The 12,260-nt window shown below is 45.4% G+C and carries 14 protein-coding genes and 1 other RNA gene; 1 reads left to right on the forward strand and 14 read right to left on the reverse strand.

Features of this window, described 5'->3' with window-relative positions; all coding sequences use genetic code 11:
- Nucleotides 1–202: hypothetical protein (locus tag A8709_RS34865; protein WP_208607633.1), on the forward strand; the 202-nt coding region annotated here is incomplete at its 5' end.
- A gap of 51 nt (nucleotides 203–253) precedes the next feature.
- Here A8709_RS34865 and A8709_RS03870 read toward each other — a convergent pair.
- From A8709_RS03870 to A8709_RS03935, 14 genes are all read right to left on the reverse strand, one after another.
- Nucleotides 254–523 (reverse strand): pro-sigmaK processing inhibitor BofA family protein, encoded by a 270-nt coding sequence (locus tag A8709_RS03870; protein WP_084224651.1) that lies wholly within the window; start codon nucleotides 521–523, stop codon nucleotides 254–256.
- 3 nt (nucleotides 524–526) lie between these two features.
- Nucleotides 527–811 (reverse strand): DUF2508 family protein, encoded by a 285-nt coding sequence (locus tag A8709_RS03875; RefSeq protein ID WP_244163094.1) that lies wholly within the window; start codon nucleotides 809–811, stop codon nucleotides 527–529.
- Nucleotides 812–947: 136 nt separating this feature from the next.
- On the reverse strand, nucleotides 948–1,544 hold the full coding sequence (recR, locus tag A8709_RS03880; protein ID WP_028555043.1) for a recombination mediator RecR: 597 nt from the start codon (nucleotides 1,542–1,544) through the stop codon (nucleotides 948–950).
- Between the two features lie 44 nt (nucleotides 1,545–1,588).
- Nucleotides 1,589–1,900, reverse strand: a complete 312-nt coding sequence (locus tag A8709_RS03885) for a YbaB/EbfC family nucleoid-associated protein (protein ID WP_028555044.1) — start codon at nucleotides 1,898–1,900, stop codon at nucleotides 1,589–1,591.
- 20 nt (nucleotides 1,901–1,920) lie between these two features.
- Nucleotides 1,921–3,660 carry a DNA polymerase III subunit gamma/tau gene (dnaX, locus tag A8709_RS03890; RefSeq protein WP_065850887.1) on the reverse strand — a complete coding sequence of 580 codons (1,740 nt, stop codon included), beginning with the start codon at nucleotides 3,658–3,660 and terminating at the stop codon, nucleotides 1,921–1,923.
- An 82-nt stretch (nucleotides 3,661–3,742) separates the two neighbouring features.
- On the reverse strand, nucleotides 3,743–5,179 hold the full coding sequence (locus A8709_RS03895; RefSeq protein ID WP_141692421.1) for an ATP-binding protein: 1,437 nt from the start codon (nucleotides 5,177–5,179) through the stop codon (nucleotides 3,743–3,745).
- Between the two features lie 176 nt (nucleotides 5,180–5,355).
- Nucleotides 5,356–5,619, reverse strand: an RNA gene (gene ffs / locus A8709_RS03900) — signal recognition particle sRNA large type.
- A 69-nt stretch (nucleotides 5,620–5,688) separates the two neighbouring features.
- Nucleotides 5,689–6,099, reverse strand: a complete 411-nt coding sequence (locus tag A8709_RS03905; RefSeq protein WP_065850888.1) for a hypothetical protein — start codon at nucleotides 6,097–6,099, stop codon at nucleotides 5,689–5,691.
- Nucleotides 6,100–6,190: 91 nt separating this feature from the next.
- The gene (rpmE, locus tag A8709_RS03910; RefSeq protein ID WP_028555047.1) at nucleotides 6,191–6,388 is read right to left on the reverse strand and encodes a 50S ribosomal protein L31; all 198 of its coding nucleotides are present in this window, start codon (nucleotides 6,386–6,388) and stop codon (nucleotides 6,191–6,193) included.
- 128 nt (nucleotides 6,389–6,516) lie between these two features.
- Complete coding sequence (locus A8709_RS03915) at nucleotides 6,517–7,791, reverse strand: radical SAM family protein (protein WP_065850889.1); 1,275 nt, start codon at nucleotides 7,789–7,791, stop codon at nucleotides 6,517–6,519.
- 45 nt (nucleotides 7,792–7,836) lie between these two features.
- Complete coding sequence (rho, locus tag A8709_RS03920; protein ID WP_065850890.1) at nucleotides 7,837–9,135, reverse strand: transcription termination factor Rho; 1,299 nt, start codon at nucleotides 9,133–9,135, stop codon at nucleotides 7,837–7,839.
- Between the two features lie 62 nt (nucleotides 9,136–9,197).
- Nucleotides 9,198–10,457 carry a UDP-N-acetylglucosamine 1-carboxyvinyltransferase gene (locus tag A8709_RS03925; RefSeq protein WP_065851232.1) on the reverse strand — a complete coding sequence of 420 codons (1,260 nt, stop codon included), beginning with the start codon at nucleotides 10,455–10,457 and terminating at the stop codon, nucleotides 9,198–9,200.
- A gap of 313 nt (nucleotides 10,458–10,770) precedes the next feature.
- Nucleotides 10,771–11,625, reverse strand: a complete 855-nt coding sequence (fba, locus tag A8709_RS03930) for a class II fructose-1,6-bisphosphate aldolase (RefSeq protein WP_065850891.1) — start codon at nucleotides 11,623–11,625, stop codon at nucleotides 10,771–10,773.
- A 224-nt stretch (nucleotides 11,626–11,849) separates the two neighbouring features.
- Nucleotides 11,850–12,242, reverse strand: coding sequence for a response regulator (locus A8709_RS03935; RefSeq protein WP_065850892.1), 393 nt, complete (start codon nucleotides 12,240–12,242; stop codon nucleotides 11,850–11,852).
- Nucleotides 12,243–12,260 lie beyond the last annotated feature (18 nt).

Genomic DNA, 12,260 nt, shown 5'->3' on the forward strand with positions numbered 1-12,260 from the left:
TGCAATCTCTTTATTTGAACGATTACTCGTTCGTGCTTACTCACTCGTTGTTCAGTTTTCAAAGATCAATCACTCTTGTCCTACCTGCTCTCTTTCGAAAGCCGGAACATCAATATATCATAGTTACTTTTCTTTTGCAACTTGTTTTTTTCAAGTTACTTTTGTATTTCCGCATGTCTCAGCGGCAACTTTTATAAGATAACACAGATGGCTTGGTCGAGTCAACCTTATTGGCAATGTATTATTTTAACAGCTAGAGCAAGGCTAATTTCACACCGACCAGTAACATCACACCAGGAATACCGAGAAGGGTCGCAGTACCTAAAGTCGCCGTATTAATGGGAAGCTCTACATGGGTGTATGAACTTACCAGATTCAATACATACAGCAGAAACGCTGCCACCACTACATTTAATCCAAGGGATGCAACGACTCTGCCGCCACTACGGCTTCGAAACACAATTAACAACAGCATAAGAGAGGAGAGTATCATAACTCCCCATATGGCATATTTGAGATACAACGCCTACACCTCCATTAAACGATCACTATCAATTAAACTAATCCCTAGCTTCTTAGCTTGTTTGATCAACATTTCGAATCTCTTCTCCGCTGCCTCTAATGCATAGATCGTGTAGTCGATTTGATCCTTGTCCAAAGCAAAGTCGAAATGAGCTTGAGCGGCAACCCAAGTCTGATGAGCAGAACGTATCTCTTGAATCAACATAATCTTGTCCATTTTCAACTCATCTTGAACGTGCTTCTGTCGCAGACTCTTGAATCCATGCTTGCCTAATAATGCTGGTCGCACAGGCAACCCCCCATTCATTCCATAATCAGTTTGCTCTATATATATGGAGTTTCTGGTTAGTTCAGAACTAGAACAATGGCAGTTATTAGGTATGAAAAAGAGAGCCTCTCGGCTCTCCACATACACGTTTTATAGGTTATAATTCCCTGCGGCCTTCCATCGCTTTGGATAAGGTTACCTCATCTGCATATTCCAAATCCCCGCCAACCGGCAGTCCATGGGCAATACGGGTAACTCGTAGTCCAAACGGCTTGATAAGCCTCGATAAATACATCGCTGTGGCTTCGCCCTCAATATTCGGATTCGTGGCCAGAATCAATTCCTGCACCGTTTCGTCGCCTAGTCGTTTGAGCAGTTCAGCGATATGAATTTGATCAGGGCCAATTCCCTCCATCGGGGAAATGGCGCCATGCAAAACGTGATAGTAGCCTTCAAATTCTTTGGTTCGCTCCAGCGCAACCAAGTCTTTGGGCTCCTGTACCACACAGATGATGGAATTATCGCGGCTTTTATCCTGACAAATCCGGCAAGGGTCCACATCGGTAATATTACAACAAACGGAACAATAATGTAGATTTCGTTTCACATTAACAAGCGACTTCGCAAAGTCGATCACATCTTCTTCTTTCATCCGAAGCACGTGAAAGGCTAAGCGTCCCGCCGTCTTAGGACCTACTCCCGGCAAACGGGAGAAGGCATCGATCAACTTGGCTATCGGTTCGGGGTAATACAAAGGAGTACTCCTTCATCGTGCAGAATCGTTATTTCTTGGTTGTTCTAGAACAATCCAGGGATATTCATACCGCCTGTGAATTTGCCCATATCTTTGTTCGCAATTTCTTCAGCCTTGGACATCGCATCATTAACAGCTGTCAACACAAGGTCTTGCAGCATTTCAACATCATCAGGGTCAACCGCTTCTGGTTTAATCGTGATGCTTTGTACTTTCTTGTGCCCATTGATGATACATGTGACAACGCCGCCACCTGCTGTTCCTTCGATCATTTTAGTACCTAGTTCTTCTTGTGCCTTCATCATTTGCTCTTGCATTTTCTTCACTTGCTTCATCATTTGGTTCATGTTATTCATAATAGGTCGCTCCCTTATATTTAGTCTTCTTTAATGGTTACTAGGTCTTCGCCAAACAATTGGATGGCTTCCGAAATCCATTCTTCTTTGACCGCGTTCCCGCGTCCATCTTCAGCCACTAATTCCATCTCTTCAGGCGGGGCGTGCGTTGCTTCATTCTTCGCATCGTCCCATTCCTTCCGCATCAAGGTCAACAATCGCATCGGTTTACCAAAAACAGAAGAAAGCACTTGTTCAATGATGACTTTGTTTTCCGGCTTCTCTGTCGTATTACGGTGCATGTCATTCTTGAATGCGACAAGCACAACATCATCGAGCATGGCGACCAGATCCCCGTTAACAAACCAAGCATGAACGGTGATCTTCTTCTCTTTGACATCTCCTAACACTTGACTCCACTTCATCAGCGCAGTCTTCGTATCTGGAGCTTCCGACGCCTTCAGATAAGGGTCCAACTTAAGTCCTGACTTCTTAGATGGTGCCGAGGCTACGGCCACTTTGGCCGCAGGCGCTTGCCTAGCATTATCACCAGCAGCAACCGTCACTCCCGATTTTACCAGTCCTGCTATCTGTTCTTCAAGTTGTTTCATTCTTTGCGTCATCTGCGCGAGAAGATCGCCTTGCGGCGCACGTCCTCCGGATTCATCCATTGAGCGAGAGCTGCCCTCAGCACCGCGATGTCCACCACTTATTTTCATTATGGCGATCTCGAGCAGCGTTTGCGGTTGAACCGAATATTTCATCTCACTCTGGTAATGATTCAGCGTCTCGATCATGCTCATCATTTCACTCGGGGTGAAGTGACTCGCAATCTCTTTGAGCTCCGCCATATCAAATACGCGCTCGGCAATGACTGGTGAATTCGGCACCATCCGAACCATCAACAAATCGCGGAAATAATGAATCAAATTTTCGATACACTTATCCGCGCTCTTTCCCTCTTGCATAAAGGTATCAATCAACTCTAAAGCGGCGCCCAGATTCTGTTCCTTGATATAGGAAACGAGTTTCTTGAATTGATCCGAAGCAACACCGCCTGTGATTGATAAAATATCAGCAAGCTGTATCTCTCCCGTCGCGAAAGATGTGGCCTGATCCAACAGACTTAGCGCATCCCGCATTCCGCCATCCGATAGTCTTGCTATATAGTGAAGAGCTTCCTTATCAATCGATATGTGCTCTTGATCACAAACATACTGTAGACGCCCAACTTCATCCTCCATCGAAACGCGCCGGAAGTCAAAACGCTGACAGCGGGAAATGATCGTAGCCGGAATCTTATGAGGCTCCGTTGTCGCCAAAATAAACATCACATGCGCCGGCGGCTCTTCCAGTGTCTTCAGTAAGGCATTGAAGGCTTCTGTCGTCAGCATATGCACTTCATCGATAATGTACACTTTCTGCCTAACTTCCGTCGGGGCATATTTGACCTTATCTCGAATGTCTCGAATCTCTTCAACACCGCGATTGGAAGCCGCATCGATCTCAACAACGTCCATCACAGCACCTTCGGTGATTCGCTCACAGGCAGAACATTGGTTGCACGGCTCTTCGGCTGGTCCGTTCAAGCAATTTATAGCTTTGGCTAATATTTTGGCTGTACTTGTTTTCCCCGTCCCCCGGGGGCCGTTAAACAAATAAGCATGTGTTAGACGATTTTCCCGTAAAGAATTCTGCAGGGTCTGCGTTATGTGTCTCTGTCCGACGACATCACGAAACGTCTGCGACCTCCACGTGCGATACAAAGCAATGTGTGCCATAGTGTTCCTCTCCAATAATCCCTGCGTGGATTGACTACATCCATTATACTATATCGTTCCAAGGGATGAAATAGAGGATAGATCATGTATAGGGAATGGATATCGTGAACGTGGTTCCAAAGCCTTTGGAACCGACTCGAATCGTTCCGCCCATATCATGAATAATGCGTTGGCACACAGAAAGCCCAAGCCCCGTACCGGTATCCTTCGTTGTAAAAAAGGGATCGAAAATTTTATCAATCACGAACATTGGAATACCAGAACCTGTATCATGGATGTCCACACACACATTACGCTCTATGGTATCTACACGCTCCGATATCGTCAGCACCCCTCCATCGGGCATGGCTTCAATCCCATTTTTACACACATTCAAAAAAACTTGCTTGAGCAGTTCATTGTCCGCAATGACCTCTGGGACGTGACATGATGCCTCGTAATGGAGCTGCACATTGTAGAGGATCGCCTCATTATGGATAATCGGCACCATCCCTCGCAACACTTCGCTCACAAGAATAGGCTCATAGGCCACATGCCTAGGCTTACTCAGCAATAGAAACTCGTTTACTAGCGCGTTGATTCGATCAATTTCCTCCAGCATGACGTCAGTGAAGTTTTGCTCTTTGCACATGTCACGCTCACCGAACGCACGCCGAAACACTTGTAAGAAGCCCTTAATCGAAGTCAGCGGATTGCGAATCTCATGAGCTGTGCCCGCAGCAATCTGCCCAATCATGGCAAGACGGTCGCTTCTTTGGACCATTTGTTCCAGAGAGCGCATATTCGTCACGTCCTTAAAAATGACATAGGCCCCCACGATATTCCCTTGACTATCCTTTAAGACACTGGAATCAAGCAGCAAGTCGAACCTTTCCTGATTATTGGTCCAAGACACCGCATGATTACGCACAATCGCTCCATTCAAAAGTGATCGTTGCACAAGCTGGTGCTGACTGGGAACTGTTGCAAAAATATCATCCAGCGATTTATTGAGAATGTGTTCTCGTTCCAAAGCTAGCATCTGGCAGGCACGATCACTAATATCAGCCAGTTGGTAATCCAAATTAATTAAGAGTACACCTAAGTTAATATCTTTGAGAAAGGCATCTGAAAAGCGTTGCAGCAAGTTCAAGGATTGGCCTTCTTCTTTGTTTTTCAATGACAATAAGTATATGCAGGTATTCCCGTTGTTCACACGCAACATAGAGAATTGATAATACATCAAGCTACCGTTCTTCGCCTTCAAAAAGCCATGCGGCCACTCACCCACATCGTTCTCATGTTTAAAGTGAAACTCGTATAACTCACGTAAAGAAGCCCTCGCCTTAAATAATTGAGGGAACGTAATGTTTGTTATTTCATCCGCCGAATAACCAGAAACTTTCAACACCTGGTCGGATGCATGCAAGAGCCTATCGTCTTCATCCACCATCAGCATGCCCGTTTGCAGGCTATGATTGAACAGCTTCCGTAGTTCTTCAATGGATACCGAATACATCTGGGGTTCATGAATGGGCATGTCAACAGCTCCTTCATTTTCTCTTATCCAACCATCTGCGCGCGGCATCAAAACGTATGTATTTATCGTATAAAGATTCTCTATAAAGTTATATTCTTCCTGCTATATATAAAAGAAAAAACGCCCTAGAAGCTGGCGTTTTCATTATGTGTTCGAACTTATAGGGCAAGTTAAAACTGTGCACCTGTTATTGATAAAGGGATACAAGCGAACTCTTATCGTTGGCTCAAATCAGGCAACCCCTCGGCACATGAAACATCTCACTTACGGCTGCTTCCTTCCAGACCTGACCGGGTTCATGAGCATCCATTGCGAAGGACCCGACTCTCAACACCACGTGTAAAAGCCAGACCTCACATCACAGTACCGCTAACAGGAATTCAACCTCGCTACAGCGGATTGCGAGTTACAGGGCACCGCTACCTCCCCATCTAGCACAGTAAAAATAGTATAGCTGATTCACTGCTAAATAGCAACCTGAGGGGAAAAACTACCTGCTGGGTGCAATTCTAACGAACCATTGTGACTTGTATGTTATATCGCGGCATGTTGGTTTGCAGTGCCAGCTGCGCTTGCGAACGCAATTCTTCAACTTGGGCCGCTGTCAATGAAGCTGTTGGCGTTATTCTAACCTTAGCTGAAGGACCATTGATTGCGATATTGGTCTTCTGTATGCCAGGCAGCTGAGCCAGCACAGCCTTCATCAGATTCGTATCATCCTCGTAATGATGATAGGTTGGGTTCATCGGATTGTTCGGGTTCACATCTGTGATTCCCAATAACCCATCCTGCTTATAATTCTGTACTTTATAATTAGCATCGTTATTCGATTTCTTGTTGTTGCCTGTCCACATCCCGCACCCTACTAAACTCGCTATAAGGCAAATGGTTCCCGTAAACTTGACTAGACCCTTGAACATAAAAACACCTCCCATTGGACTCTAAGCCTAAGCTTAGGATGACCAAGGGAGGATGTCTTATGCTGATTGGCAATCAAGCAAATGATGCCAATTAGATTCCGTATTTCTTTTTGAACTTGTCGACACGGCCGCCTACATCGATAAACTTTTGTTTACCAGTGTAGAAAGGATGACAATTGGAGCAAATCTCAACACGAAGGTTTGCTTTGATTGAACCCGTTTCGAACACGTTACCACAAGCGCAAGTCACTGTGGTTGCATGATAAGTAGGATGAATTCCTGCTTTCATTTGGTTCACCTCTTTCCGCCCTGAATCATGTGCTGAAACAGAGTTAATGGACGTACTATTGCATTGTAGCATACTCGTAAGAGCAGATGCAATGGAAAATGATTTGCTTAAACCTGCCATTGGAAGGTTTATAGCACCGTCGTAAGCGCACGATCACTCGTGTAGAATTTGGGTGTATGGGAGTAAGAACCAATCACCACATCCGGCAATTCTTGCTCGAAAATCTCAATCATTTGCTTCATCCCTAGCAGTTCACCCTGAGCCTTGGGGATAATGCTGAGATAACTCTCGGGATCAATATTCAGGTTGCGCAATTGAATCAATTTCAATCCCGTTCTGCGGACAAATTCGATCATCGCTTCGATCTCTTCTTCTCGGTCGGTAACACCTGGGAAAACCAGATAGTTGATCGATGTGATGACCCCTTTATCCGTCGCATAACGGAGGGATTTCTCTACATTTTTGAGCGTATACGCTCTCGGCTTGTAGTAGGCGTTGTAATGATCATCTAACGCGCTGATCGTACTAACACGCATAAGATCAAGTCCAGCATCTACGATGCCGCGAATATGGTCCGTAAGGCCCGCATTCGTGTTGATATTGATGTAGCCCATCTTCGTTTGCTCACGCACACGTTTGATGGCATCAATGATAATTACCGCTTGCGTGCTCGGCTCGCCTTCGCAGCCTTGTCCGAAGGAGATGATGCTCTCCGGAGTCCGCAGATGCTCAAGCATGATCTCCGTAATCTCTTCGACCTTCGGCTTAAAGTTCATCCGCGTCTGCGGAGCCACAAAGCCGCTCTCATCAGGCTGCTCAGAGATACATCCGAAGCATCCTGCATTACAGGAATAGGAGACAGGGACAGCCCCTTCCCATCGCTGTAAGAACGTGTTCGAAGCCGTCAAGCATTCGTAGCCCAGCGCGCAGTTCGAGAGATGCGCATACAAACGATTTTCCGGATATTTGGCTGTTAGCCGTTTCACTTCAACCTCAAGTTCATCAGGGTCGCAATGAATCGGATTCCAGAAGTAAGGATTATCCGTCAGCCGCGCGGCTACGTAGAAGCCATCTTCTTTCCATACGACAGCCGTGTAACCGAACAAGGGCAATGCTTTCGTTTTGTCCGATTTCACATACCCAGGGAGAAGAAGTCTCGTGAAACCCTGCGGAAGCAGCGCGCCAACCGCGTGATAGTCCCCTTCAACCAGTTTCATCTCACCCGTTGTGGCATCAATGCCCACTGGACGTGTGAAGGGAAGACTGACAAGTGTTGAGCCCTCAGGAAGAGGGATCAGTTCGTCATCTAATATTTCGGTGATCATTTCTGCATTTCGGCCAAGGGCCAGAAAATCAGGATGATCAAATACATTTCCTTGTGAATCTGAATAAACCAAGTTCATAACGGTACTCCTCTGTATACAACGAATGGATCGTTATCTGTAAGCTTAAGATGCTGAATTTTTGACTTTCCCTTTGTTCGCTGACGAAGGCGTTCCAGCAGAAGGCGACGCCAACGAATCCAAGAACTCTTGATTCGTCTTCGTATCCGCAAGCTTTTTGATAAAGGCTTCGGTGTACTCATGCGAATCATTCATGCTTTTGCGAAGCGCCCATACTTTCTCAAGCTCATCTTTACCAAGCAACGCTTCCTCGCGGCGAGTCCCTGAACGACGAATGTCGATAGCTGGGAAAATACGACGCTCTGCCATTTTACGATCGAGATGAAGTTCCAGATTGCCTGTCCCTTTAAATTCTTCATAAATGACGTCATCCATACGTGAGCCGGTTTCGACGAGTGCTGTAGCTAGAATGGTTAAGCTACCGCCTTCTTCAATGTTACGAGCAGCTCCGAAAAAACGTTTAGGACGATGGAACGCCGCGGGGTCAACACCACCGGATAATGTCCGGCCTGATGGGGGTACGACGAGGTTATAGGCTCTTGCTAAGCGTGTAATACTATCGAGAAGGATAACGACATCTTTCTTATGTTCAACTAGACGCATCGCGCGTTCTAGAACGAGTTCAGCGACTTTGATATGATTCTCAGGAAGCTCATCGAAGGTTGAAGCTACAACTTCACCTTTGACGGAACGCTGCATATCGGTTACTTCTTCCGGACGCTCATCGATCAACAAGACGAAAAGCTCAATCTCTGGATAATTCGTCGAAATACTATTCGCGATTTCTTTCAGCAATAATGTTTTCCCTGCTTTAGGAGGTGCCACGACAAGCCCACGCTGCCCAAGACCGACAGGTGCGAGCAAGTCCATAATACGCATCGAAATCTTGTTCGGTTCTGTTTCCAGCGTAATCCGCGTGTCTGGATAAAGAGGTGTCAATGCCGGGAAATGCAAGCGCTCCGCAGCTGTCTCCGGTTTCTCACCATTTACTGCTTCGACTTGGAGAAGCCCGAAATAGCGCTCATTTTCTTTAGGAGGACGGCACTTACCGGACACAATATCACCCGAGCGCAAATCAAACTTCCGAATTTGTGAGGCTGAAATATAGATGTCCTCTGAGCTTGGCAAGTAGTTGATTGGACGTAAGAATCCAAAACCTTCCTGCAAAATTTCTAGGACACCTTGCATGAACATTAATCCACTCTCTGCAGCTTGTGCACGTAAAATGGCAAAAATGAGTTCTTTTTTCTTCAGCGTACCGTAATATGGGATCTGATGTTTCTTAGCTAGTTTATATAATTCAGTAAGCTTGAGTACTTCAAGCTCAGCAAGCTGCATGCTCATATTTCAACCACCAAACTATTAAATTTTCAATTGGATTCTAGCATTGCCTGTTGTCTGGTACTTTATTCCTCGTTCTCACGCCAAACTTCCGCACCCAGGGAAGATAGATTAAATACTAAATTCTCGTAGCCACGATCGATAAACTCCACACCTGACACTTCTGTTATGCCACCGGTCATCACGCTAAGACCTGCAATAACAAGGGAGGCACCGGCACGTAAATCCGTTGCTCTCACTTTGGCTGAACTGAGTTGTGAACCTTCAATGATCGCGGAACGTCCTTCGACCTTCATTTTGGCGCCCATACGCACAAGCTCTGGAATATGTTTAAACCGATTGCTATATACATGATCCGTTAGGATACTAACACCTTTGGCTTGGCAAAGCAGGCTGGCCATCGGTGATTGGAGATCCGTTGCAAATCCAGGATACGTTAGTGCTTTCACATCTACACTTTCATAGATCGGCTGCCCGACAATACGAATGGATTCATCCATTTCATAGACATGAACACCCATCTCTTGGAGCTTAGCGGTAAGGGCTTCTAGATGCTTAGGAATGACATTATCTACGGTCACATCGCCGCGTGTCGCTGCTGCTGCAATCATGTAAGTCCCCGCTTGGATACGGTCAGGAATGATGGAATGACGACAACCGTGCAGCTCCGAAACACCTTCAATACGAATTGTATCGGTACCCGCACCTTTAATCTTCGCGCCCATCGAATTCAAGAGCGTTGCTACATCTATAATTTCAGGCTCTTTTGCCGCATTTTCAATCGTTGTTAACCCTTTGGCACGTGAAGCTGCCAGCATGATATTGATGGTCGCGCCAACACTCGCCATATCTAAGTAAATCTTAGCTCCACGCAATTCTTTGGCACGAATATGAAGAGCTCCATTCTCGTTGCTTACCACAGCACCTAAAGCTTCAAAACCTTTAATATGCAAATCAATTGGACGTGGTTCAAAATTACAACCACCTGGCAAACCAATCGTTGCCTCTCCGAATCTACCTAGCAGTGCACCCATCAAATAATACGAGGCACGAAGCTTCTTCACTTTGCCGTTCGGCATCGCAAGAGGTTTCATGTCACTTGGGTCAATCGTCATTCGATCTTCGTTCCAATCAATCGTCGCGCCTAAATCCGTTAAAATTTCTGTATATATAGCCACATCACTCAAATGTGGAAGGTTATCCAACGTAACTGGTGTTTCTGCAAGTACGGCAGCAGGAATAAGCGCAATCGCACTATTCTTCGCTCCACTGATTTGAACAGTTCCCCGTAGTGGGCGTCCACCGACCACCATTAATTTCTCCAACATACTTCTCCCCCTAAACCAGGTGCCTTCTCACTAGCTAAATCGATAAATCGTAATAAATCCACAAACATTCGACGAAAATCCACAAATAATGAAGTATATGAATAGGAACGGGGCAAAATAACGGCTTCGTCATCCCACAGGCATGATCGAGCGTTTACTATGAATGACGCGAAGCAAAATAGGAAGCTTACATGGTTATCAAGAAATAGAAGAAGGAAACGCCCGTAATGACACAGACGGATGTCAACGATTTGTTGAGCATCCTTCTGTGAAATACAGCATTTCCTACCCTATCTATACAATTTTGGAATTAAGCTTGGTTGCTGCTTCCGAACAATTGAATTTTGGATTTAACGACTTCGATCATAGCGCTGCGAGCTGGGGTAAGGTATTTGCGAGGATCGTAGATTTTAGCATCTTTGTTCAGAGCTGCACGAATGCTTTCTGTACAAGCTACTTGATTCTCTGTGTTCACGTTGATTTTACCAACGCCTGCTGCGATGGATTTACGAATCATTTCGTCAGGAACACCGGATCCGCCGTGCAATACTACTGGAACTGGGATTGCTTTGGAAACTGCTTCAATGATATCAAAGTGAATGTTAGGCTCGCCAGCGTACATACCGTGTGCAGTACCTACAGCGATTGCCAAGCAGTCAACGCCTGTTTCTTCGTAGAAGCGAATTGCTTCTTCTGGTTTTGCAAGGTTAGCGTGCTCTTCATCAACGGAGATGTCATCCTCAACGCCACCGATTGTTCCAAGCTCACCCTCAACGGATACGCCCATTGCACGAGCAGCTTTAACAACTTCTTTCGTCAAACGAATGTTTTCTTCGAAAGAATAGTGGGAACCGTCAAACATAACAGAGCTGAATCCTGCACGGATACATTTCATTGCTACTTCAAACGAACTACCGTGATCCAAGTGCAATGCGATAGGAAGACCGGATTTCTTAGCTGCTGCTTCTGCAATAGCTACAGTAAACTCGATACCCATATATTTTAGTGCGCCTTCGCTAACACCATAAATGAACGGGGAGTTCAGTTCGATTGCTGCTTCCACAATCGCTTGAGCAAACTCAAGATTGTTCATGTTAAATTGACCAACCGCATATTTGCCTGCTTTTGCCTTAGGTAAAAAATCATTCATTGAAACCAATGCCATGTTTCTCTTCCTCCTAGAACCTCTTTAGTAGATGCGCATACCGCTCTCTGTCATACCTGAGTTATTATAGCACATAACTTTTCAAATGATAACCAAGCCTTCATTTTTCCATAACAAATTAAACATCACCACCATCTTTTTTAGACCGGAGCGTTGTCTAATCGAATAGCCACTTGTATGATGTGAAATTTATCCGTTCTATATGCAAAAAAAGACCCTATTAATTAGGATCCTACGGCAAAGCCACTGCTTGGTTCATTATTTAATTGCATATTCACAGCCAAACGCAGTTCATCAATGTCAAAAGGCTTCGTAAAATGCATAATAGCACCCAAATCCGTCGCTTCTTTGATCATATCGAGCTCACCGTATGCTGTCATCATTATCACTTTGATGGACACGTCAATTTCCTTAACATGCTTCAAAATATCAAGTCCATCCATTCCAGGAATCTTCATGTCTAACAGTATGAGATCAGGAGCTACATTTCTAACGATATCCAAGGCCAGCTTGCCATTGGAGGCTTGATAGGTGTCGTACCCCTCGTTACTGAACACTTCCATGAGGAGCACGCGAATTCCATTTTGATCATCAACAACTAATACTTTTTTCTTCATCAGCCTAGTCCCCTCCCG

Origin of the sequence: Paenibacillus pectinilyticus (genome assembly GCF_001700435.1) — a bacterium.
Classification (GTDB): domain Bacteria; phylum Bacillota; class Bacilli; order Paenibacillales; family NBRC-103111; genus Paenibacillus_E; species Paenibacillus_E pectinilyticus.